Genomic DNA, 20867 nt, shown 5'->3' on the forward strand with positions numbered 1-20867 from the left:
CAATTGTGTCAGGAATCCTGGTCGGGCGGCGACTCGGCGGCGGCCCGGCGTTTCACCCGCACCCGCGCTATCCGGCGGCCGTCCAGCTCGGTGACGGTCAGCTCGAAGCCCTGGATCTCCACCTGCTCGCCGGCCGCGGGCACGTGCCCCAGCATGGCCATCACGAACCCGCCCAGCGTCTCGTACGGGCCGTCGGGCAGCCGTACGCCGGTCTCGCCGGCGAAGTCGTTGAGGTTGGTCAGGCCGTCGATCTCGATCTCGCCGGCGGGCAGGACGACGACGTCCTCCTCGACGTCGTACTCGTCCCTGATGTCGCCGATCAGCTCCTCGACCAGGTCCTCCATGGTGACGATGCCGGCGGTGCCGCCGTACTCGTCGACCACGATGGCCAGGTGCTGGCCCTCGTCGCGCATCTCGTTCAGGGTGCTCAGCAGGCGCTTGGAGGCGGGCACGAACTTGGCGGGCCGGATCGGCACGACCGCGCTGATGGGCTCCGTACGCCCGATCAGCTGGGGGTCGAGCAGGTCGCGCACGTGCACGAAACCGATGACCTCGTCGTATGAGTCCCGGTAGACGGGGAAGCGGGAGTGCGGGAGCGCGGCGGCCAGGTTCGCGGCCTCGGCCAGCGGCGTCTCGGCGTCCATGAACTCGACCTCGGTGCGGGGCAGCATGACCTCGCGGAGCTGGCGCTTGCCGGCGGCGAACACCTCGGCGATGAGCTTGCGCTCGTCGGCGGTGAGCTCGGCGTGCCCGACGACCATGTCGCGCAGCTCCTCGGTGGTGACCTCCTCGCGGTCGGCCTCCGGGTTGCCGCCGAGCAGCCGGACGACCAGGTCGGTCGACTTCGACAACATCCAGATGACCGGGCGCGACAGGGCGGCGATCCGGTCGAGGAAGGGCGCGACGAACAGCGACAGCCCTTCGGTGCGCTGGAGGGCCAGCCGCTTGGGGGCCAGCTCGCCGAGCACCAGGGAGACGTACGAGATGGCCAGCGTCACCAGCACGAGCCCGAGCACGGGCGCGACCGCCTGCGGCACCCCCCAGCGTTCGAGCACCGGGACGAGCTCCATCCCGAGCCGGTCGGCGCCGAAGGCGGCCGAGAGCATCGTGGCGACGGTCACCCCGATCTGCACCGCCGACAGGAAACGGTTGGGGTCGCGGGCGAGCTTGGCCACGCGCTCGCCCCTCCGGCCGCGCTCGGCGAGCTTGCGGACCTGGCTCTCGCGCAGGGAGACCATCGCGATCTCCGCGCCCGCGAAGAACCCGCCGACCAGGATGAAGAGCAGGACCAGGGCGATGTTCGCCGCGAGGGTGTCAAACATGGTGGTTGGCAGCGTACTCGGCGGGTTTCCCGCGTATGCTGAACGGCAAGCCGTACAAAATCAAACATATGTAAACAGGAGTACACATGAGGCTGTTGGTCACCGGAGGCGCCGGGTACGTCGGCAGCGTCGTCGCCGCGCAGCTCGTCGAGGCGGGGCACGAGGTGACCGTGCTCGACGACCTGTCCACGGGCCACGAGGACGCGGTGCCCGAGGGCGCCCGGTTCGTGCGCGAGTCGATCACGAACGCCCACGACGCGCTCGACGGCATGGACGCCGTGCTGCACTTCGCGGCCAAGTCCCTGGTGGGCGAGTCGGTGCAGAAGCCGGGCCTGTACTGGGCCGCCAATCTCGGCGGCACGCTGGCCCTGCTCGACGCGATGCGCGACAAGGGCGTGCGCCGGATCGTCTTCTCCTCCACGGCGGCCACGTACGGCGAGCCCGAGCGCTCCCCCATCGAGGAGGACGACCCGACGCGCCCGACCAACCCCTACGGCGCCTCCAAGCTGGCCGTGGACACCGCCCTGAGCGCTTATGCGGGCGTCCGCGGGCTCGGCGCGGTGAGCCTGCGCTACTTCAACGTGGCCGGCGCCTACGGCCGCTTCCGCGAGCGCCACACGGTCGAGACCCACCTCATCCCGAACGTGCTCAAGGTGGCCACCGGCGAGCGCGACTCGGTGAGCGTCTTCGGCACCGACTACCCCACCGCCGACGGCACCTGCGTGCGCGACTACGTCCACGTCGGCGACCTGGCGCGGGCGCACCTGCTGGCGCTGGAGGCGGTCGCCGAGGGCGAGCACAAGATCTACAACCTGGGCAGCGGCGCCGGGTTCAGCGTGCAGGAGGTGATCTCGGTCTGCCGCGAGGTCACCGGCCACGAGATCCCGGTCGTCGTCGGCGACCGGCGGCCCGGCGACCCGGCCGTGCTGGTGGCCTCGTCCGCGCGGATCCAGCGCGACCTGGGGTGGAAGGCGGAGCGGGCGGCGCTGCGCGACATCGTCTCCGACGCGTGGACGGCACTTTCCGGGAACGCCTGATGTGGGCGGCGTTTATATGCTGTGATACCCAAATGTGAGGAGCTTTTCACCAAGGGTCACGAAGCTGCTCTTTGGTGCCCTCATCCTGCTGGGCAGCCTTGCCGCGGCGGCCGGGGTGCTCTACGCGACCTCCCAGCCCGCGCCGGCCGCCCAGCCCCTTCCCTCCTGTCAGGGGGCGGACGAGAAGGACGTCTCCCGCCACCAGTAGCCTGTTCGGCCGTGTCACTCCTCCCCGAGAGCGGGCCCGTGCGCGCGCTCACGTACGCCACACTGCTGCGTTCTCTCGGCCGCGGCCTGTTCGTCACGGTGAGCGTGCTGTTCTTCAAACTGTCGGTCGGCCTGTCCGACGGCGAGATCGGGCTGGGGATGACGATCGCCGCGGCCGTCGGGCTCGCCGCCGGGCTGCCCGCCGGGCGGCTGTCCGACCTGGCCGGGCCGCGCGGGGTGCAGATCGCCTTCTCCGCCGCGGGCGGGCTGCTGGTGCCGGTCTACGCGCTGGTGTCGGGGTTCGCCGGGTTCGTCGTGGTGGCCGCCCTGGTGACGTTCGCCGAGGCCGGGGAGGGCACCGCGCGGGCGGCGCTGGTCGGCGGCGCGGTGCCGGCGGCCGACCGGGTGTGGGTGCGGGCGTACCTGCGGGCCGTGACCAACGTCGGCTGGTCGGTCGGCGGGCTCGGGGCGGGCGCGGCGCTGCACTTCGACAGCCGTCCCGTGTACCTGGGGATGATCTTCGGGTGCGCGCTCTGCTACCTCGGCAGCGCGGCGCTGATGTTCCGCGTGCCGCCCGTCGCGCCGGTCCGGCGCAAGGCGGGCGAGCCGGTCTGGATCGTGCTGCGCGACCGGCCGTACGCGGTGCTGGCGCTGCTCAACGCGGTGCTGTTCATGCAGAACGGGCTGCTCACCATCGCCATCCCGCTCTGGGTGGCCGGCCGGACCTCGGCGCCCACCTGGACCGTCGCGGCCGTCGCCATGGTCAACACCGTCACCGTCACGGTCCTGCAGGTGCGGCTCAGCCGCGGCACCGACGACGCGGCCGGCGCGGCCCGCGCCCAGCGCCGCTCGGGCGTGTTCCTGCTGCTGGCCTGCGTGCTGCTGGCCCTGGCCGCCGGGCAGCCGGCCTGGGTGGCGGTGGTCGCCCTGTTCGGCGGCGCGCTGCTGCACGTCTTCGGGGAGCTGCTGCAGGCCGCCGGTTCCTGGGGGTTGTCGTACGAGCTGGCCCCGCCGCACGCCATCGGCCAGTACCAGGGCCTGTACGGGATGGGCCAGCAGGTGTCCAACATCGTCGTGCCCGCCGTCATGACCACGGTCATCGTGGGCTGGGGGCTGCCGGGCTGGCTGCTGTTCGGCGGGGTCTTCCTGGCCGCCGGGCTCGCCGTGCCGCCGGTGACCCGCTGGGCCGGGCGCACCCGCGAGGCCGCGCTCCCCCTCACGACGGCGGACGCGCGCCCCCGCTGAGCCGGGGACGCGCGTCCGAGGTGTCGCGCCTGGTTCAGATGAGGCCGAGCTCGCGGACGGCGTCGCGCTCCTCGGTCAGCTCGCGCACGCTGGCGTCGATGCGCTCGCGGGAGAAGGAGTCGATCTCCAGGCCCTGGATGATCTCGTACCGGCCGTCGACCGAACGCACCGGGAAGGACGAGATGAGCCCCTCGGGCACGCCGTACGAGCCGTCGGAGACCACGGCGGCCGAGGTCCACTCGGTGCCGTTGACCCAGTCGTGGACGTGGTCGATCGCGGCGTTGGCGGCCGAGGCGGCCGAGGAGGCGCCACGGGCCTCGATGATGGCGGCGCCGCGCTTGGCGACCGTCGGGATGAACGTCTCGCGCAGCCACTCGCCCTCGACCTGCTCGGCCGCGATCTTGCCGCCGACCTCGGCGTGGAACAGGTCGGGGTACTGGGTGGCGGAGTGGTTGCCCCAGATGGTCATCTTCTTGATCTCGGTGACCGGGACCTGGAGCTTGGCGGCGAGCTGGGACAGCGCGCGGTTGTGGTCGAGGCGGGTCATCGCGGTGAAACGCTCGGCCGGGACGTCGGGCGCGTGCTGCTGGGCGATGAGCGCGTTGGTGTTGGCCGGGTTGCCCACGACCAGGACGCGGATGTCGTCGGCGGCGTGCTCGTTGATCGCCTTGCCCTGGGGGCCGAAGATGCCGCCGTTGGCGCCGAGCAGGTCGCCGCGCTCCATGCCGGCCTTGCGCGGCATGGCGCCGACCAGCAGGGCGACGTTGGCGCCGGCGAAGGCCACGTTGGCGTCGTCGGTGATCTCGATGCCGGACAGCAGCGGGAACGCGCAGTCGTCGAGCTCCATGGCGGTGCCCTCGGCCGCCTTCACCGCCTGCGGGATCTCCAGCAGGCTCAGCTTGACCGGGACGTCAGCGCCGAGCAGCTGTCCCGACGCGATGCGGAACAGCAGTGCGTAGCCGATCTGACCGGCGGCCCCGGTGACGGTTACCTTGACGGGCGTGGCCATGGCCTTCCCCTAACTCACTGGATGAATTCGTTGGACTTTCGGATGTTACCGCTCGTCATCCGCAGGGCTCCATCGCGGGCACCTTCAGCTCGGGCGTGAAGTCGACCTTGCCGAAGTGGCTGTTCAGGAGCTTCTTGATGGTGCCCTTGCGGTAGAGGTCGGCGATGACGCCCTTGACCGCGGTGCAGGTCTTGGCGTCGCCGTCGCGGATGCCGACCGCGTACCGCTCGTTGTTCAGCTTGGCGCCAATGATCTTGTAACGCATGTTCTCCCGGCTGGCGAACCCGGCCAGGATCAGGTCGTCGCCGGGCACCGCGTCGACCTTGCCCTGCCTGAGCAGGTCCATGCAGGCGGCGTAGTCGCCGGCGGTCACGGGCTCGACCTTCACCTGCTCCTGCACCTCGCGGACCGTCGGGCTGTTGGGGGCGCAGATCTTCTTGCCCTTCAGGTCGGCCAGCGACTCGATGCCCGTTCCGTCGCGGACCAGCACGTCGTGGTGGGCCACGTAGTAGGGCCCGGCGAAGCGGGTCTCGCTCTTGTCCACCGAGTACGTGGCCACCACCAGGTCGACCCGGCCCTCGGACAGCGCGTCGGCCCGGTCGTCCCGGCTGACCCGGGTGAACACGGTCTCCTCGGCCCCGAGCGCGGCGGCCAGGAGCTTGGCCACCTCGACGTCGAACCCGGTGAAGTCGTCGCCGTTCTGCAGGCCGACGCCCGGCAGGTCGCCCTTGACGCCGACGATGATCTTTCCGGTCTGGGCGACCTTGTCCACCACCGAGGCGAACGTGGGGGGCCGCGAGTTCTTCTTCCCCGTCGGCACGGGGGTCACGATCTCGCCCTTGAACGCCAGCGGCGACCAGCCGTTCGCCATCGCCGCGACGGCCACCACCGCCAGCATGACGAGCGCGGCGGCCAGCGCTAGCCACACCTTGAGCCGCCGCCGGCCGCCGGACGGCACAGGCTCGCCGAGCGGCCTCACCACCGGCCCCTGGCCCTGGCCCTGGCCCTGGGGCTGGCCCTGGCCGGACTGCACGGTCTCCCCCCGCCCGGAGACACCGGTCCCGGTGCCGGTCGTGTGCGGAGCACCGGTCGGGTGCGAAGTGCCGGTCGGGTGCGAAGTGCCAGTGGTGTGGGGAGTGCCGGTCGTAGGCGGGGTGCCGGTGCCGGTCGGGTGCGCGGACCTGGTGCCGGTGGTGTGGGGAGTGCCGGTCGGGTGCGGGGTGCCGGTGCCGGTCGTGGCCGGGTGTGCGGGGGCGGGGCCGGACGGGGGGCGGGTGGGGTGGCCGGTGGCCTGCGTGGCGGGCCGTTCGGTGATGGACGTGGCCGACACCCGCGTGAACGGAGTCGTGTCGTCACCGGCCACCTGCACGCCCCTGGTGAGCACCGCCGTCGAGGCCCCGGCCGCCGTGCCGGTCTGCCCGAGCAGGCGCAGCAGGAGCTGGTCGGCCGAGGGACGCTCGTCGGGCGACTTGGCCAGCGCCGAACGCACCACGCCCCGCAGCGGCTCGTGCATCATCTCCACGTCGACCTCGTGGTTCAGGATGCGGTTGAGCACCACGGCGATCGACTTGCCCTCGAAGGCCGCCTTCCCCGTGGCGGCGAAGGCCATGGTCGCGCCCCAGGCGAACACGTCCGTGAAGGGCCCGATGTCGTCGCCGGCGATCTGCTCGGGCGCCATGTAGGCGGGCGTGCCGATCGCGCGGCTGGTGATCGTGCCGGTCGAGTCGATGATGCGGGCGATGCCGAAGTCGACCACGCGCGGCCCGTCGGCGGCGATGAGCACGTTGTCGGGCTTGAAGTCCCGGTGGACGATCGAGGCGTGGTGGATGGCGGTGAGGGCGGTGGCCGTGCCGATGGCCAGCCGGTCGAGCACCGTGCCGCTGAGCGGGCCGTCGGTCTCGACGATGTCGCGCAGCGCCCGCCCGTCGATGTACTCGCTGGCGATGTACGGAGTGTCGCCGTCGAGGTCGGCCTCCATCACCCGCGCGGTGCAGAAGGAGGCCACCCGCTGCGCCGCCTTCAGCTCCCTGGCGAAGCGCGACCTGGCGATCGTGTCGCCGCTGAACTTCACGTGCAGCAGCTTGATCGCGGCCCGCTCGCCCTGCTCGTTGACGCCCAGGTAGACGATCCCCTGGCCGCCCTCGCCGATCCGTCCGGACAGCCGGAACGATCCCAGCAGCGCTGGATCGCCGGCCACCAGCGGCGCGATCTGCGGCATTCGTCTTTCCCCACGTTCACTGAACCCCAACCACGCAAACTTTACGACGCTCAGCAACTTCCCAGGGATCCGTTAACCGTTCGTGACTCACCGGTTTTTGCACAAAGCCCGTACACAGCGTCCATTCGGACCCTGTAACAGCGGTCTTGACTGGTTGGTCCCGCACACGGCTGAGCCGCTGACCCGGGCGTCACGCTGCGGGTCAGCGGCTTGCTGCGATTCCGGCGCCCGGCATGGCGGACGCGGGCGCGGTGGTCACCGCGCCCGTCAGTAGGGCAGGCTCCAGGTGGTGAAGGACTTGCGCAGGTACGGGTTCTTGAACTTCGGGTACGCGACCGTGCTGACGTCGCCGTCCGAGGTGTAGCGCATGTCCGGGTTGTTCTTGAGCCAGTCGAGCCAGGCCGCCGAGCAGAACTGCGCGCAGTCGCCCTTCTTCTCCATGACGCGGATGCGCGGGATGCCGCCCGGGTCGAACGCCTTGCTGAACGGCGACGGCGCGGGCGTGTATCCGGCCAGGAACGCGCCGGCGTGGTTGTAGAGCTTGCCGTGCAGCGCCCACTCCTTCTTGCGCGGCTGGTTGCCGTACGGCAGGGCGATGGAGTTGGGCTTGACCTTGGTCAGGTCGTCGATCTGCTTGGCGATGCCGCCGATCTGGTCCTCCACCTCCTTCTCCGAGCGTCCGTGCAGGTTGACGTGGTCACGGGTGTGGTTGCCGATGTCGAAGCCGTTGTCCTTGAGCCAGCCCAGCGTCTGGGCCTGCTCCTCGCGCCCGGTCTTGCCGAACATGTCACGGGTGACGTAGAAGGTGGCGGCCGGACGGAAGCCCGGGTGCTTGGCGGCCACCTCGCGCAGGATCGCCACGGCGGTGTCCGGCTGCGGCACGCCCATCTCGTTCAGGGTGAGCTGCGAGGGCGAGGAGTCGTCGAACGTCAGGACCACGGGATGCTTGCCCGCCGGGACGTTGATCTTCCCGGTCACCATCTCCGACGCGCTGATCGGGACGTAGTCCTCCTTGACCAGCCGTTCGAGATCGGAGCGGAACTGCTGCGGCGTCCTGTCGTCGGTGGTGGCCGGGTTCTTGATGACCCGGTGGAACATCAGCACCGGGATCTGGCCCAGCTCGTTCGCCTTCACCTTGCGCGCCAGCGCGATCTTGGCCGCCTTGCTCTGCTTCAGCTTGGCCGCGGCCTCGGCCTTGCTGTCGGTGATCTTGGCAGTGTCGGGCGGCGAGTCGCACCCGGTCAGGACGACGGCGGCCGCAAGGAGCCCCGCTCCTGTCAAAATACCCAGTCGCATCCGAACCCCCCGAGACGCGTACGACTGTTACAGGTTGGGCCTTACCCAGGTGATCAACTGCGCCACGCCGCGACCTCGTCAAGGAAGGGTCAGGGATTGCGAAAAGCGTCATGCCCTGCCGAGACCGAGCCGGCCGGCGACCCGGGCCATGAGCTGCGACATCCTCGACGGGAACGCGTCCGGCTCCGGGACGGTGACCGGCCGGACCCGGCCGTTGTGGATGGCGCCGATGCGCCAGCCCTGGCCCGTCCGCACCACGACGACGGTCTGCCGGGACAGCCGCCGCCGGGGCAGCGTGGACCGCCAGGGCATCAGGACGGAGGCCGTGCCGTGCGCGACCGCCACGTCGGGGGTGAGGAAGCGCACCGACTCCAGGTCGCCGACGAGCGCCGACCCGGCCAGGACGCCGCGGAAGAGCTTGTCGTGGTTGAGCTCGTGCGCGCGGCGGCCGCGGGCGATCGTGCCGTCGTAGGAGACGTAGTCGGAGTCGTCGGTGAACAGGGCGCCGAACGCGCGGGCGTCCCCGGCGGTCCAGGCCGCCATGAAGTCGGCGAAGAGCCGCTGGATCTCGGCGGTGTCGGCCGAGGCGGGGGCGGGCGAGGCGGGGGCGGGCGAGGCGAGGGCGGCCGAGGGGCGGGCGGTCGAGCGCATGGCGGTGCCTCCGGAAGTGATATCGTCATTTCGACTGACGAAAAGTACGATATCAGAAAGGTTCGAATGTCGAAACGTGCTGTCATCGGAGAGATCGCCATGGAGCTCCGGCAGCTCCAGCAGAGCTTCGACGCCTTCGACGAGGCCGCCGCGGCCCGGCTCCGCCTCAACCGCACCGACCTGCGCTGCCTGGACGTCGTCCTGGCCGAGGGCCCGGTCGCCGCGGGCGCGCTCAGCCTCGCGCTGAAGCTCAGCCCGGCGGCCGTCACCACCGTCATCGACCGGCTGGAACGCGCGGGCATGGTGGCCCGAGCGCCTGATCCGGGCAACCGCCGCCGCGTCCTGGTCGCCGCCACCGACGCCGCCCGCGCCGCCGAGGCCGAGATCTTCGTCCCGGTCGGCCAGGCGGGCGCGCGGGCGCTGGAGGGTTACGGGCCGGACGAGCTGGCGGTGATCCTCGGCTTCCTGCGCACCGCCCGCAGGGTCCAGGAGGAACAGGCGGCCCGCGTCAGAGATTCGTCCTGAGTCCGGAAAACACGACACAAGGTGTCGGGTTTGCGGTCGAGCATGGTCCCACCGGCCGGCGCAGAACGCGGGCCGGTACGCACGTACAGACAAGGACCTCAATGCGCGAAACCCCGCAGGAGCTCGAAGAGCTGCAGGCGCTCCTCGACGCCTCGCTCTCCCGCTCCACCTCGCACCTGCGCTCGATCGTCACCGAGCGCACCCTGACCGCCGAGCAGCTCACCGGGATCCTGACCGGCATGTGCACCCTCGCCCTGTCCACCGTGACGGCGAAGGGCGAGCCGCGGATCAGCGGCGTCGACGGCCACTTCCTGCACGGCAGGTGGCTCTTCGGCACGGCGCGCGGCGCCGCCAAGGCGCGCCACCTCGCCGCCCGCCCGGCGGTCAGCGCCGCCCACATGCGCGGGGAGGACCTGGGCGTGTTCACCCACGGCAGGGTGGAGACCCTCAACCCGCAGGACGGCGAGCCGGCCGCCGACTGGCCGGCCCTGCTCGCCTACTTGAAGGACTTCTACGGCGCGGACGCCTTCGACTGGGACAACGACGTGGTCTACTACCGGCTGCACCCGAGCTGGATGACCGTCTTCGCCCCCGACCCGGCCAAGCTCACGCCCTGACCGGCCGGCACGGCCCCCGGCCGCAGGCGGAGCGGCCGCGTCACAGGCGGAGCGGCCGCGTCACAGGCGGAGCGGCCGCGTCACAGGTAGAGCCGCAGCAGGTCCTCCTCGCTCTCCCGGCGGACGATGACCCGCGCCTCCCCGTCGCGGACCGCGACGACCGGCGGCCTGGGCACGTGGTTGTAGTTGCTGGCCATCGACCGCTGGTAGGCGCCCGACACCGGGACGGCGAGCAGGTCGCCGGGCCGCACGTCGCCGGGCAGCGCGATGTCCCTGACCAGCACGTCCCCGCTCTCGCAGTGCTTGCCGACCACGGTGAACACGCTGGTGGGGGCGTCGGAGGCGCGGTTGGCCAGGGTGGCGGTGTAGGCGGCGCCGTACATGCCGGGGCGGGGGTTGTCGCTCATGCCGCCGTTCACGCTCACGTACCGGCCCTTGATCGTGCCGATCTCGTACAGGGCGACCGTGGACGGCCCGGCGATCGACCTGCCGGGCTCGACGGCCAGGTGCAGGCCCGCGGTCTCCTTCCTGAGCACGGCGAGCAGCTCGGCGGGCGTGGGCGGGGTGGGGTCGTCCGGGGTGTAGCCGATGCCGAGGCCGCCGCCCAGGTCGAGCCGGGTGACGCCGGTCTCGGCGGCGAAGGCGGCCATCCTGGCGGCGGCGGTGCCGAAGCCGTCCAGCTCGAAGATCTGCGAGCCGATGTGGGAGTGCAGGCCGTACAGCTCCAGGGCGGGCTCTGCGGTCACCTGCGCCACCGCGCGCGCGGCGGCGCCGGCGCTCAGCGAGAAGCCGAACTTGGAGTCCTCCCCGCCGGTGGCGATGAAGGCGTGGGTGTGCGGGTCGACGCCCGGCGTCACCCTGATCATCACCCGCTGCCGGACGCCCAGGGAGGCGGCGATCCCGGCGAGCCTTTCGATCTCGGCGAAGGAGTCGACGACCACGCAGCCGATGCCCCAGGCCACGGCCCGGCGCAGCTCGTCGGCCGACTTGTTGTTGCCGTGGAAGACGACCCGCTCCGGCGGCATCCCGCCGGCCATGGCCACGGCGAGCTCCCCGCCCGTGCAGACGTCGAGGGACAGGCCCAGCTTGTCCAGCCAGCGCACCACCTCGGGGCAGAGGAACGCCTTGCCGCCGTAGTGCACGTCGCCGTCGGGCAGCGCGTCCAGCCAGGCGCGGGCGCGGGCGGTGAAGTCGGCCTCGTCCAGCACGTACGCGGGCGTGCCGTGCACCCGGGCCAGTTCGACCGCGCCGATCCCGCCGAGCCGCAGCTCCCCGTCGTGCCATGTGGCGGTCTGGGGCCAGATGTCCAAACTCATGAGGGGCGAGCGTAAGCAACCGCGAGGGCGCGCAGGGTCCAGCATCGACGGATTCGTTGCTGAGGGTCGCATGCCTTCACGAGGCTTGGTGCCGCCTGACGGCCTGGCCACGATGACATGCCATGCGAACACACCTGGTCATCGCCCTGGTGGCGGCCTGCGCGCTCGGCGCGGGATGCGGGAGGTCCACCTCGGGTGCGGCGACCCCCACGCCGCCCTCCTCGACCGGCAAGAGCGCCAAGGACCTCGTCCCGGACTCCGTACGGAAGTCCGGCGAGCTCCGCATGGCGACCTCGGAAGGCTATCCCCCGATGGAGATGTACAAGCCGGGCACCCAGGAGATGACCGGCGTCGACGCCGACCTGGCCGTGGCGGTCGGCGAGCGGCTCGGGCTGAAGACCCGGATAATCAACGCCTCCTTCGACGGTCTCATCCCCGGCCTGCAGGGCGGCCGGTGGGACATCGCCATGGCCGCGCTCAGCGACCTCGAACAGCGCCGCAAGGCCGTCGACTTCGTCGACTACTTCAACGCCGGCGGCTCGATCATGGTCAAGAAGGGCAACCCCGAGGGCATCAAGACCCTTGAGGACCTGTGCGGCAAGAAGGTCGTCCTGGCCAAGGGCAGCTCCAACCTGGAGATCGGCAAGCGCCAGAACGAGAAGTGCGCCCAGAAGATGGAGATCATGCAGAGCGAGGACGCCCCCACCGGCCTGCTCACCATCGACTCCGGCCGTACCGTCGCCACGATCGTCGACTCCCCCGTGGCCGCCATGTACGCCAAGGAGACCGGCAAGTACGAGGTCCTGGCCGAGCAGTACGACGCCGGCCCCTGGGGCATCGCGATCGACAAGAAGCAGACCGGCCTGCGCGACGCCGTCGCCAAGGCGCTCCAGGAGCTGATCGACAGCGGCGAGTACGGCAAGATCCTGGAGAAGTACGGCACGACGGCCAACGCCGTGCCCAAGGTCACGATCAACACCGGCGCATGATGGAACTCCCGATCGAGGCGGTGAAGCCGCCCAGGCCCGGGCGGCTCGTCGCGGCGGTGGTCGCGGCGCTGGTGATGGCGTGGCTGGCCTACACCGTCATCGTCAACCCCAACCTCCACTGGGACGTCATCGCCGAGTTCCTGCTGGACGGCCGCGTGCTCGGCGGCCTGTGGATCACGATCGCGCTCACCGCGCTGTCCATGGTCATCGGCGTCGCCCTCGGTGTGATCGCCGCCGTCATGCAGCTGTCGGACAGCCCGGTGCTGCGCGGCGCGGCCGGCCTCTACACCTGGTTCTTCCGGGGCACGCCGCTGCTGGTGCAGCTCATCTTCTGGTTCAACATCGGCCTGGTCTTCCCCGAGATCGGGCTCGGCGTGCCGTTCGGCGGCCCGATGTTCCTCCAGTGGCCGGCCAACGAGCTGATCACGCCGTTCACGGCGGCGCTGCTCGGGCTGACCATCAACGAGGGCGCGTACATGGCCGAGATCGTCCGCGCGGGCATCCGTTCGGTGGATCCCGGGCAGCGGGAGGCGGCCGAGTCGCTGGGCATGTCGCACCGGCAGATCCTGCGCAGGGTCGTGCTGCCGCAGGCGATGCGGGTGATCATCCCGCCGACCGGCAACCAGTTCATCTCCATGCTGAAGACCACCTCGATGGTCTCGGTCATCTCCGGCGCGGAGCTGCTGACCGTCTCCCAGCGCATCTACCTGGACAACTTCGAGGTGATCGCGCTGCTGGTGGTCGCCTCCACCTGGTACCTGCTGCTCACCACCGTGGCCACCTTCGGCCAGCGCTCCCTGGAGAGGAGGTTCAGCCGTGGCCACTAGCATGGTGAAGATCGAATCGGTCCGGAAGCGCTTCGGCCAGCTGGAGGTGCTGAAGGGCGTCAGCCTCGACGTGCCGGCCGGCGCGGTGGTCTGCGTGGTGGGCCCGTCCGGGTCCGGCAAGTCGACGCTGTTGCGCTGCGTCAACCGGCTGGAGACGATCGACGCGGGCCGGGTGTGGGTCGACGGCGAGCTCATGGGCTTCAGCGAGCAGGGCGGCAAGCTGCACCTGCTGCGGCCCGGCGAGCTGTGCCGCCAGCGCCAGGAGATCGGCATGGTCTTCCAGCGCTTCCACCTGTTCCCGCACATGACCGCGCTGGAGAACGTCATGGAGGGCCCGTGCACGGTCAAGCGGCTGCCGAAGGCGAAGGCGGCCGAGCGCGCGATGACGCTGCTCGACCGGGTGGGGCTGGCCGACCGGGCCGGCCACTACCCCAGGCAGCTCTCGGGCGGCCAGCAGCAGCGGGTCGCGATCGCGCGCAGCCTGGCCATGGACCCCAAGCTCATGCTGTTCGACGAGCCGACCAGCGCGCTCGACCCCGAGCTGGTGCAGGAGGTGCTGCAGGTCATGCGCGACCTGGCGGCCAGCGGGATGACGATGATCGTGGTGACCCACGAGATGGGCTTCGCCAGAGAGGCGGGCGACCACCTGGTGTTCATCGACGACGGCGTGATCGTGGAGGAGGGGCCGCCCCGCGAGGTGCTGTCCTCGCCGCGGCACGAGCGCACCCGCGCCTTCCTCGGGCAGGTGCTGTGAACGGCTCGCTTCTCAGGGAGGGTTCGGCCACGTGAGCCTCGACATGCTGATCAGCGGTGGCCTCGTGGCCGACGGGACGGGCGCGCCGCTGCGCCGGGCCGACGTCGGCGTCCGGGGTGACCGCCTCGTCCTGCTGACCGGGGACGGCCCGTTCGACGGCGGCGGGGGGCGGGTGATCGACGCCGCCGGGCTGGTGGTCGCGCCGGGGTTCATCGACGTGCACACCCACTCCGACGCGGTCACCCTGCTCGGACAGGCGGGCCGGGAGCTGGCCGCCGCGCCCGTGCTCATGGGCGTCACGGTGGAGATCTGCGGCAACTGCGGGTCGAGCCTGTTCCCGGCGCTGCCCGAGCGGGCGCCGGCGCTGCGCCGGTCGAGCAGGGCCGGCTTCGGCGGCGACATCCCGATCTTTGAGGACTACGACGGGTTCGTCGCGGCGCACGAGCGGGCCCCCCGGTCGAACCACCTGACCTCCCTCGTCGGCCACGGCACCCTGCGGGCCGGCGTGCTCGGCTACGAGGACCGCCCGGCCACCCCCGCCGAGCTCGCCACCATGTGCGCGCTGCTGGACGACGCACTGGCCGCCGGCGCCGCCGGTCTGTCCACCGGCCTCATCTACACCCCCGGCACGTACGGCGACACCGCCGAGGTGGTCGCCCTGGCCCGCGTCGCGGCCCGGCACGGCAAGCCGTACGTCACCCATCTGCGGGACGAGATGTCCCGCGTGGAGGAGGCGCTGGAGGAGGCCGTCGAGATCGCCCGAAGGAGCGGGGCCGCGCTGCACGTCAGCCACCACAAGACGGCCGGCAAGCACGCCTGGGGCAAGACCCTGCGCACGCTCCCCCGCATCGCCGCGCTGCGCGCCCAGGGCATGGACCTCACCTGCGACGTCTACCCCTACACCGAGGGCAGCACGTCGCTGTCGGCGATGTTCCCCCCGTGGGCCAACGACGGCGGCACCGAGGCGCTGCTCGACCGGCTGCGCGACCCCGGCCAGCGCGACCGCATGCGCGCGGCCATCGAGAACGGCGTGCCGGGCTGGGAGAACACGGTCGGCAACGGCGGCTGGGACCGCATCTCGGTCGCCTGCGCCACCCGCCACCCCGAGGCCGAGGGCCGCACGATCGCCGAGCTGGGCGGCGACCCGGTGGACGCGGCGGCCGAGCTGCTGCTCGCCGAGGACGGCGAGGTGACCATCATCAGCCACTCCATGCGCGAGGACGACGTCCAGCGGGTCCTGGCCAGCGAGTTCACCATGATCGGCTCGGACGGCGTGCCCAAGCCGGGCCATCCGCACCCCCGGCTGGCCGGCACCTTCCCCCGGGTGCTCGGCCGCTACTCCCGCGACCAGGGGCTGTTCCCGGTGGAGACCGCCGTCCACAAGATGACCGGCATGGCGGCCGACCGGTTCGGGCTGACGGACCGGGGCGTCGTGCGCGACGGAGCGCACGCCGACCTGGTGCTCTTCGACCCCGCGACGGTGGCCGACGGCGCGACCTACGCCGACCCGCTGCTGCCCCCCGCCGGCCTGCGGGCCGTCGTGGTGGCCGGACGGCTCGCCGTGGAGGACAACAGGCTCACCGAGGACAGACCAGGAAGGATCATCGGGCGGTGAACGACATCACGCTCGCCGTCGCGACGCGGGATCTGGTGACGGGCGAGTTCCACGGCGTCAACGAGGACGCCGAGCTGCCGCTGGCCAGCGTCGGCAAGCTGCTGCTGCTGGCCGAGGTGGCGATGAGCGTCGAGGGCGGCATCCTGGCCCCCGACACGCCCGTGACGCTGCACGACGACGACTACTGCGGCGGCTCCGGGCTGCTCACGTCGCTGTCGGCGCGCGCCTGGACGATCGGCGACCTCGCCCTGCTGACCGCCGCCGTCAGCGACAACACGGCCACGAACGCGCTGCTGCGCACGATCGGCCTGGACCGGGTCAACGCCGCCGCCGCGGCCCTCGGGCTGTCGCGGACCAGGCTGCTCGACCGCATCAGGGAGCCGCGCACCCCGCAGGACCCGCCGACGTTCGCGATCGGCACCGCGGCCGAGCTGTCCGGGCTGGCCGCGCTGCTCGCCGGTCCGGGCGGCTGGCAGGCGCTCATGCGCGGCTGGATGCGTCAGAACACCGACCACGGGCTCGTCCCAGCCCTGGTCAGGCACGATCCCGAGGGCGACTGGCTGGCCAACAAGACCGGCACCGACGAGGGCGTCCGGTCCGACGTCGGCATCATGGACGGCCGCATCGCCTACGCCGTCCTGGCCCACGGCCCGGCGGGCAGCGAGCACGACCTGACCTCCGCCGTACGTCGGGCCGGCCTGGACGTCGCCGCCCGCCTCAGCGCAGCGACGGCTCCAGCGAGTTCCTGAGCTGGGCCGAGGCCGTACGCAGGTAGGCCAGGAACGACCGGGCGGCCGGGTTGGGATTGGTCGGCCGCCTGGCCACGCCGATCCTGCGGAACAGGTTCGGCGTGGTCAGCCGACAGGTGTGCAGGCCGGTCGCGCCCTGCAGGCCGAGGCTCGGCACCAGCGCGACGCCGAGCCCGGCCCGGACCAGGCCGATCGTCACCTCGTAGTGGTCGCTGCGGCAGCGGATCCGCGGCGAGAAGCCCTCCAGCGTGCTGGCCCGTTCCAGGATCGACACCGGGTGCTCGGCGCCGAACGTGGTGATCCACGGCTCCTCGGCCAGGTCCGCCAGCCGCACCTTGGGCCGCTGGGCGGCGGCGTGGCCGGTCGGCAGGACCAGCAGCTGCGGCTCGTCGAACAGGTGGACGACCTCCACCCCCTCCGGGCACTGCCACGGGTCGAGCGCGTGCTCGAAGACCACCAGCACGTCGAGCGCGCCGCGCTCCAGATCGGGCAGCAGCTCGTACGGCTGGCCCTCCACCAGGTCGAGCGCCACCTTGGGATACCGGGAGGCGAAGCGCGACAGCGCCAGCGGCAGCAGCCGGTACCCGGCGGAGGCGAAGAAGCCGATGCGCAGCTCGCCGGCGTCCACCCTGGCCTGGGCGAGCAGATCCTTCTCGGCCGCCTCGATGATGTCGACGACCTCCTGGGCGCGGATGGCCAGGCGGCGTCCCGCCTCGGTCAGCCGCAGGCTCTGGGCGTTGCGCTCGACCAGCCCGACCCCCGCCTCCTGCTCCAGCCGGGACAGCTGGTGGGACACGGCGGACGGCGACAGCTTCAGCACCCTGGCCGCACCGGCGATACTGCCCGTCCTGAACACCTCAAGCAGGACACGCAGCCGGTTACTACTCAACACGGGACCAAGAGTACGAGCTCCCCCACCTCGTTCCGCGCATAAGATGCGACCGGTGATCGACTCCACCCATCTGCCGCCGGTCGAGCTGCGTACCGAGCGCCTGCTGCTGCGGCCCTGGCGCCCCGCCGACCGCGAGCCCTTCGCGGAGCTCAACGCCGATCCCGCCGTCATGGAACACTTCCCCGCCCCGCTCACCCGCGAGCAGAGCGACGCGCTCGCCGCCGCCAGCGACGACCTGATCACCCGTCAGGGCTGGGGACGCTGGGCCCTGGAGCGGCTGGACACCGGCGAGTTCATCGGTTTCACCGGCCTGCACCGGCCCTCGTTCGAGGCGCCCTTCATGCCGGCGGTCGAGATCGCCTGGCGGCTCAACCGCAGGTCGTGGGGGCACGGCTACGCGAGCGAGGCGGCCACCGCCGCGCTCGGCTTCGCCTTCGACCGGCTCGGCCTGGCGGAGGTGGTCTCCTTCACGGCCACGGTCAACACGCGCTCCAGCGCCGTCATGCGCCGCCTCGGCATGGTCCACGACCCCGACGGTGACTTCGACCATCCCGTCCTGCCGCCCGGCCACCGGCTGCGCCGCCACGTCCTGTACCGCCTCACCGCGGACGACTGGCGCCTCAGGGGTGTCAGCGCTTGTTGACGCCGATGGAATGATCGCGATCTGGTGCCGGCCCGTGCCGCCGGCGCAGCGGCTCTCGGCCGTGGAGCCGTTCACGCTGGAGGCGCAGCCGTCGGGGACGGCGCGGGCGGCCCCGGACATGCGAAACGGCCCCTACCGTGCGACGAAGCCGCAGGTAGAGGCCGCTTTTTCTCAAGCAGACATCTTCTTCTTGAGGTTCTCGTCCAGGGCGGCCAGGAAGTCCTGGGTGGTGAGCCACTTGGCGTCGCCGCCGACCAGCATGGCGAGGTCCTTGGTCATCTGACCGCCCTCGACGGTCTCGATGCAGACCTGCTCCAGCTTGTCGGCGAAGTCGGTCACGGCGGGGGTGTTGTCCAGCTTGCCGCGGTGGGCCAGGCCACGCGTCCACGCGAAGATCGAGGCGATCGGGTTCGTGGAGGTGGGGTTGCCCTTCTGGTGCTCGCGGTAGTGGCGGGTCACGGTGCCGTGGGCGGCCTCGGCCTCGACGGTCTGGCCGTCGGGGGTCATGAGGACGGAGGTCATCAGGCCGAGCGAGCCGAAGCCCTGGGCGACGGTGTCGGACTGCACGTCGCCGTCGTAGTTCTTGGCGGCCCAGACGTAGCCGCCCTCCCACTTGAGCGCCGCGGCGACCATGTCGTCGATGAGGCGGTGCTCGTAGGTGAGCCCGGCCTTGTCGAAGTCGGCCTTGAACTCGGTCTCGAAGACCTCGGCGAAGATGTCCTTGAAGCGGCCGTCGTACGCCTTGAGGATGGTGTTCTTCGTCGACAGGTAGACCGGGTAGTTGCGGGCCAGGCCATAGCGCATGGAGGCGCGGGCGAAGTCGCGGATCGACTCGTCGAGGTTGTACATCGCCATGGCGACGCCGCCGCCCGGGAAGTCGTACACGTCGAGCTCGATCGGCTCGGAGCCGTCCTTCGGCGTGTACGTGAGGGTCAGGGTGCCCTCGCCGGGGATGACCAGGTCGGTGGCGCGGTACTGGTCGCCGAAGGCGTGACGGCCGACGACGATCGGCTTGGTCCAGCCGGGCACGAGCCGCGGCACGTTCGACATGATGATCGGCTCACGGAAGATCACGCCGCCGAGGATGTTGCGGATGGTCCCGTTGGGGGACTTCCACATCTTCTTGAGCCCGAACTCCTCGACCCGCGCCTCGTCGGGGGTGATGGTGGCGCACTTCACACCGACGCCGTACTTCTTGATGGCGTTGGCGGCGTCGATGGTGACCTGGTCGTCCGTCGAGTCCCGGTACTCGATCCCCAGGTCGTAGTACTTCAGGTCGACGTCGAGGTAGGGAAGGATCAGCTGGTCCTTGATGAACTGCCAGATGATCCGGGTCATCTCGTCGCCGTCGAGCTCGACGACCGGACCCTCCACCTTGATCTTGGGCATGCGAATGGTTCCCCTTCAATGAATGGATGCGTTGAGGCTATCGGACCGTCCCGTCAACCGGCCAAAAGGGACAGGAGCCAGGCCTTGAACGCGTTGTTGTACAGCGCGAGCGAGGTCAGGGACATGAGGAAGCCGAACGCGATCAGCGTGATGACGTCCGTCTTCTTGTCGCGGACGGCCAGTTGCCCGTCGAACCCGGCGAACCGGAGCGCGGCGGCGACCATCAGCACGCCGCCCAGCGCGAACCCGCCCCAGCGCGGGTCCACCAACAGGATCACGAGCACGGCGGCGACCGCTCCCGCCACGATCAGCGGGAACGGTCCCCAGCGTTCACGTTCGTTCTCTCGGCTCAACGCTCTTCTATTGGCTTCCACTTCTGATCGCGCTCGCCAATGTATTCACTGTCGGGCCGGATCAGCCTGTTGTCGGCATGCTGCTCGATCACGTGCGCGGTCCAGCCGGACATGCGGCTGATCGAGAAGACGGGGGTGAACAGGTCCGTCGGAATGCCAAGGTAGTGGTAGACCGACGCCGCGTAGAAATCGACGTTCGGATAGAGGCCCTTCGTCTCGAAGACGACCTCCTCCATCTCCTTCGACATCCGGTAGTAGGTGTCGTCGCCGGCGGCCTCGGCCAGCTCGGCGGACATGCGGCGCAGGTGCGTCGCGCGCGGGTCCTCGGTCTTGTAGACGCGGTGGCCGAAGCCCATGATCTTCTCGCCCGCGGCGAGCTTGTCGCGCACGGCCTGGGCCACCCCGCCCGGCGGGATCGACTCCAGGGTCTTCATGACCTGCTCGTTCGCGCCGCCGTGCAGCGGGCCCTTGAGCGTGCCGATGGCCGCGACGATGCCCGAGTGCATGTCCGACAGGGTCGCGGCGCAGACGCGGGCGGCGAACGTCGAGGCGTTCATCGTGTGGTCCGCGTGCAGCACCAGGCACTCGTCGAAGATCTCGACCGCGCGCCGCTCGGGGGCGCGTCCGGTGACCTGGAGCAGGAAGTTTCCGGCGATGCTGAGCTCGGGGTCGGCCTCGGGGGCCGCGCCGCCGGTGCGCGCGGCGTGGTAGCGGGCGACCAGCACGGGCTGCTGCGCGGTCAGGCGGGCCGCCTTGCGCAGGTTCGCGTCGGGGGCGGTGGAGTCCTTGTCGGGGTCGTCGGCGCCCGAGAGTGAGACGAGGGAGCGGAGCGCCTCCATGGGTTTCTGCTTCTCGGCGATCTCCGCCACGTTGGCGGCGACCAGCGCGCCGAGCTCCCTGCCCTGGGCCAGGTCGGCGCCGTACGCCGCCAGTTGGGCCCGGTCGGGCAGCCTGCCGTGCTGCAGCAGGTACGCGGTCTCCTCGAACGTCGCTCGGCCGGCCAGATCGTGGATGTCGTATCCACGGTAGAAGAGGCGACCGGCCTTGCCGTCGATGTCGCTCAGCGCTGTGGACGCGGCGACGACATCGGCCAGGCCTTTCGTGGGCTTGTCCGCCATGAGTGTTTCCTCCGCTTATCTTCCTCCGAAGTCTACCCGTGAGCAGGTAAAACCGTCCGCAGAGGTCCAGACCAATTTCACGGGGGATTCTCCTT

General features: G+C 70.9%; 20 protein-coding genes. 10 read left to right on the plus strand and 10 right to left on the minus strand.

All coding sequences use genetic code 11. From position 1 onward, the window contains the following. Window positions 1–8: 8 nt before the first annotated feature. Window positions 9–1322: a hemolysin family protein gene (locus tag ACIBQ8_RS20885; protein WP_397170506.1), complete on the minus strand. Its 1314-nt coding sequence runs from the start codon at window positions 1320–1322 to the stop codon at window positions 9–11. An 86-nt stretch (window positions 1323–1408) separates the two neighbouring features. Between ACIBQ8_RS20885 and galE the strand changes: the two genes are divergently transcribed. Together galE and ACIBQ8_RS20895 are read left to right on the plus strand one after the other, a co-directional pair. Beyond that, on the plus strand, window positions 1409–2359 hold the full coding sequence (gene galE / locus ACIBQ8_RS20890; protein WP_397170508.1) for a UDP-glucose 4-epimerase GalE: 951 nt from the start codon (window positions 1409–1411) through the stop codon (window positions 2357–2359). Between the two features lie 219 nt (window positions 2360–2578). Continuing rightward, window positions 2579–3811 carry an MFS transporter gene (locus ACIBQ8_RS20895; RefSeq protein ID WP_397192740.1) on the plus strand — a complete coding sequence of 411 codons (1233 nt, stop codon included), beginning with the start codon at window positions 2579–2581 and terminating at the stop codon, window positions 3809–3811. Window positions 3812–3845: 34 nt separating this feature from the next. On the opposite strand, the gene ACIBQ8_RS20900 is transcribed toward ACIBQ8_RS20895, so the two are convergent. The 4 genes from ACIBQ8_RS20900 to ACIBQ8_RS20915 all read right to left on the minus strand — a co-directional run bounded on the left by ACIBQ8_RS20900 (window position 3846) and on the right by ACIBQ8_RS20915 (window position 8985). Further along, window positions 3846–4820, minus strand: a complete 975-nt coding sequence (locus ACIBQ8_RS20900) for a malate dehydrogenase (protein ID WP_352362052.1) — start codon at window positions 4818–4820, stop codon at window positions 3846–3848. Window positions 4821–4875: 55 nt separating this feature from the next. Continuing rightward, window positions 4876–7038 carry a serine/threonine-protein kinase gene (locus ACIBQ8_RS20905; RefSeq protein WP_397192741.1) on the minus strand — a complete coding sequence of 721 codons (2163 nt, stop codon included), beginning with the start codon at window positions 7036–7038 and terminating at the stop codon, window positions 4876–4878. A gap of 267 nt (window positions 7039–7305) precedes the next feature. Beyond that, the gene (locus ACIBQ8_RS20910; protein ID WP_397170513.1) at window positions 7306–8334 is read right to left on the minus strand and encodes a polysaccharide deacetylase family protein; all 1029 of its coding nucleotides are present in this window, start codon (window positions 8332–8334) and stop codon (window positions 7306–7308) included. A 108-nt stretch (window positions 8335–8442) separates the two neighbouring features. Next, window positions 8443–8985 carry an SgcJ/EcaC family oxidoreductase gene (locus ACIBQ8_RS20915; RefSeq protein ID WP_397192742.1) on the minus strand — a complete coding sequence of 181 codons (543 nt, stop codon included), beginning with the start codon at window positions 8983–8985 and terminating at the stop codon, window positions 8443–8445. A 66-nt stretch (window positions 8986–9051) separates the two neighbouring features. On the opposite strand from ACIBQ8_RS20915, the gene ACIBQ8_RS20920 reads away from it, so the two are divergent. Then, window positions 9052–9510 (plus strand): MarR family winged helix-turn-helix transcriptional regulator, encoded by a 459-nt coding sequence (locus ACIBQ8_RS20920; protein ID WP_397170516.1) that lies wholly within the window; start codon window positions 9052–9054, stop codon window positions 9508–9510. A gap of 101 nt (window positions 9511–9611) precedes the next feature. Then, entirely contained in the window at window positions 9612–10127 is a 516-nt protein-coding gene (locus tag ACIBQ8_RS20925; RefSeq protein ID WP_397192743.1) for a pyridoxamine 5'-phosphate oxidase family protein, read from the plus strand. An 80-nt stretch (window positions 10128–10207) separates the two neighbouring features. Here the strand turns inward: ACIBQ8_RS20925 and lysA are convergent, their stop codons facing one another. Next, entirely contained in the window at window positions 10208–11443 is a 1236-nt protein-coding gene (gene lysA, locus ACIBQ8_RS20930; RefSeq protein WP_397170518.1) for a diaminopimelate decarboxylase, read from the minus strand. Window positions 11444–11565: 122 nt separating this feature from the next. Here lysA and ACIBQ8_RS20935 point away from each other — a divergent pair, with 122 nt between their 5' ends. From ACIBQ8_RS20935 to ACIBQ8_RS20955, 5 genes are read left to right on the plus strand one after another with little or no spacing between them, the layout of a single operon-like run. Continuing rightward, window positions 11566–12432, plus strand: a complete 867-nt coding sequence (locus ACIBQ8_RS20935; protein ID WP_397170519.1) for an ABC transporter substrate-binding protein — start codon at window positions 11566–11568, stop codon at window positions 12430–12432. After that, window positions 12429–13259, plus strand: coding sequence for an amino acid ABC transporter permease (locus ACIBQ8_RS20940; protein WP_397170521.1), 831 nt, complete (start codon window positions 12429–12431; stop codon window positions 13257–13259). Before ACIBQ8_RS20935 ends, ACIBQ8_RS20940 begins: the two co-directional genes overlap by 4 nt. Window position 13260: 1 nt before the next feature. Next, on the plus strand, window positions 13261–14013 hold the full coding sequence (locus ACIBQ8_RS20945; protein ID WP_397192762.1) for an amino acid ABC transporter ATP-binding protein: 753 nt from the start codon (window positions 13261–13263) through the stop codon (window positions 14011–14013). 31 nt (window positions 14014–14044) lie between these two features. Further along, entirely contained in the window at window positions 14045–15628 is a 1584-nt protein-coding gene (locus ACIBQ8_RS20950; RefSeq protein ID WP_397192744.1) for an amidohydrolase family protein, read from the plus strand. Beyond that, on the plus strand, window positions 15625–16377 hold the full coding sequence (locus ACIBQ8_RS20955) for a serine hydrolase (RefSeq protein WP_387669120.1): 753 nt from the start codon (window positions 15625–15627) through the stop codon (window positions 16375–16377). The genes ACIBQ8_RS20950 and ACIBQ8_RS20955 overlap by 4 nt, the downstream gene beginning before the upstream one ends. Here ACIBQ8_RS20955 and ACIBQ8_RS20960 read toward each other — a convergent pair. Beyond that, window positions 16346–17269, minus strand: coding sequence for a LysR substrate-binding domain-containing protein (locus tag ACIBQ8_RS20960; RefSeq protein ID WP_357969738.1), 924 nt, complete (start codon window positions 17267–17269; stop codon window positions 16346–16348). The genes ACIBQ8_RS20955 and ACIBQ8_RS20960 overlap by 32 nt on opposite strands. A gap of 52 nt (window positions 17270–17321) precedes the next feature. Here ACIBQ8_RS20960 and ACIBQ8_RS20965 point away from each other — a divergent pair, with 52 nt between their 5' ends. Then, a complete protein-coding gene (locus ACIBQ8_RS20965) occupies window positions 17322–17912 on the plus strand; it encodes a GNAT family N-acetyltransferase (RefSeq protein WP_397170527.1) in 591 nt (196 codons plus the stop codon). A 171-nt stretch (window positions 17913–18083) separates the two neighbouring features. On the opposite strand, the gene ACIBQ8_RS20970 is transcribed toward ACIBQ8_RS20965, so the two are convergent. From ACIBQ8_RS20970 to ACIBQ8_RS20980, 3 genes are read right to left on the minus strand one after another with little or no spacing between them, the layout of a single operon-like run. After that, the gene (locus ACIBQ8_RS20970) at window positions 18084–19301 is read right to left on the minus strand and encodes an NADP-dependent isocitrate dehydrogenase (protein ID WP_397170528.1); all 1218 of its coding nucleotides are present in this window, start codon (window positions 19299–19301) and stop codon (window positions 18084–18086) included. A 53-nt stretch (window positions 19302–19354) separates the two neighbouring features. Then, a complete protein-coding gene (locus ACIBQ8_RS20975; protein ID WP_397170530.1) occupies window positions 19355–19654 on the minus strand; it encodes a DUF3017 domain-containing protein in 300 nt (99 codons plus the stop codon). Next, window positions 19651–20772, minus strand: coding sequence for a citrate/2-methylcitrate synthase (locus ACIBQ8_RS20980; RefSeq protein ID WP_397192745.1), 1122 nt, complete (start codon window positions 20770–20772; stop codon window positions 19651–19653). The genes ACIBQ8_RS20975 and ACIBQ8_RS20980 overlap by 4 nt, the downstream gene beginning before the upstream one ends. Window positions 20773–20867 lie beyond the last annotated feature (95 nt).

This window comes from Nonomuraea sp. NPDC049646, assembly GCF_044465525.1.
Lineage (GTDB): Bacteria > Actinomycetota > Actinomycetes > Streptosporangiales > Streptosporangiaceae > Nonomuraea.

What these genes read in the sequence shown, in the direction of transcription:
- ACIBQ8_RS20885 (WP_397170506.1), bottom strand. Translation starts at nt 1,322, where the DNA reads ATGTTTGACACCCTCGCGGCGAACATCGCCCTGGTCCTGCTCTTCATC.
- galE (WP_397170508.1), top strand. Translation starts at nt 1,409, where the DNA reads ATGAGGCTGTTGGTCACCGGAGGCGCCGGGTACGTCGGCAGCGTCGTC.
- ACIBQ8_RS20900 (WP_352362052.1), bottom strand. Translation starts at nt 4,820, where the DNA reads ATGGCCACGCCCGTCAAGGTAACCGTCACCGGGGCCGCCGGTCAGATC.
- ACIBQ8_RS20905 (WP_397192741.1), bottom strand. Translation starts at nt 7,038, where the DNA reads ATGCCGCAGATCGCGCCGCTGGTGGCCGGCGATCCAGCGCTGCTGGGA.
- ACIBQ8_RS20910 (WP_397170513.1), bottom strand. Translation starts at nt 8,334, where the DNA reads ATGCGACTGGGTATTTTGACAGGAGCGGGGCTCCTTGCGGCCGCCGTC.
- ACIBQ8_RS20915 (WP_397192742.1), bottom strand. Translation starts at nt 8,985, where the DNA reads ATGCGCTCGACCGCCCGCCCCTCGGCCGCCCTCGCCTCGCCCGCCCCC.
- ACIBQ8_RS20920 (WP_397170516.1), top strand. Translation starts at nt 9,052, where the DNA reads ATGTCGAAACGTGCTGTCATCGGAGAGATCGCCATGGAGCTCCGGCAG.
- ACIBQ8_RS20925 (WP_397192743.1), top strand. Translation starts at nt 9,612, where the DNA reads ATGCGCGAAACCCCGCAGGAGCTCGAAGAGCTGCAGGCGCTCCTCGAC.
- lysA (WP_397170518.1), bottom strand. Translation starts at nt 11,443, where the DNA reads ATGAGTTTGGACATCTGGCCCCAGACCGCCACATGGCACGACGGGGAG.
- ACIBQ8_RS20935 (WP_397170519.1), top strand. Translation starts at nt 11,566, where the DNA reads ATGCGAACACACCTGGTCATCGCCCTGGTGGCGGCCTGCGCGCTCGGC.
- ACIBQ8_RS20940 (WP_397170521.1), top strand. Translation starts at nt 12,429, where the DNA reads ATGATGGAACTCCCGATCGAGGCGGTGAAGCCGCCCAGGCCCGGGCGG.
- ACIBQ8_RS20945 (WP_397192762.1), top strand. Translation starts at nt 13,261, where the DNA reads ATGGTGAAGATCGAATCGGTCCGGAAGCGCTTCGGCCAGCTGGAGGTG.
- ACIBQ8_RS20970 (WP_397170528.1), bottom strand. Translation starts at nt 19,301, where the DNA reads ATGCCCAAGATCAAGGTGGAGGGTCCGGTCGTCGAGCTCGACGGCGAC.
- ACIBQ8_RS20980 (WP_397192745.1), bottom strand. Translation starts at nt 20,772, where the DNA reads ATGGCGGACAAGCCCACGAAAGGCCTGGCCGATGTCGTCGCCGCGTCC.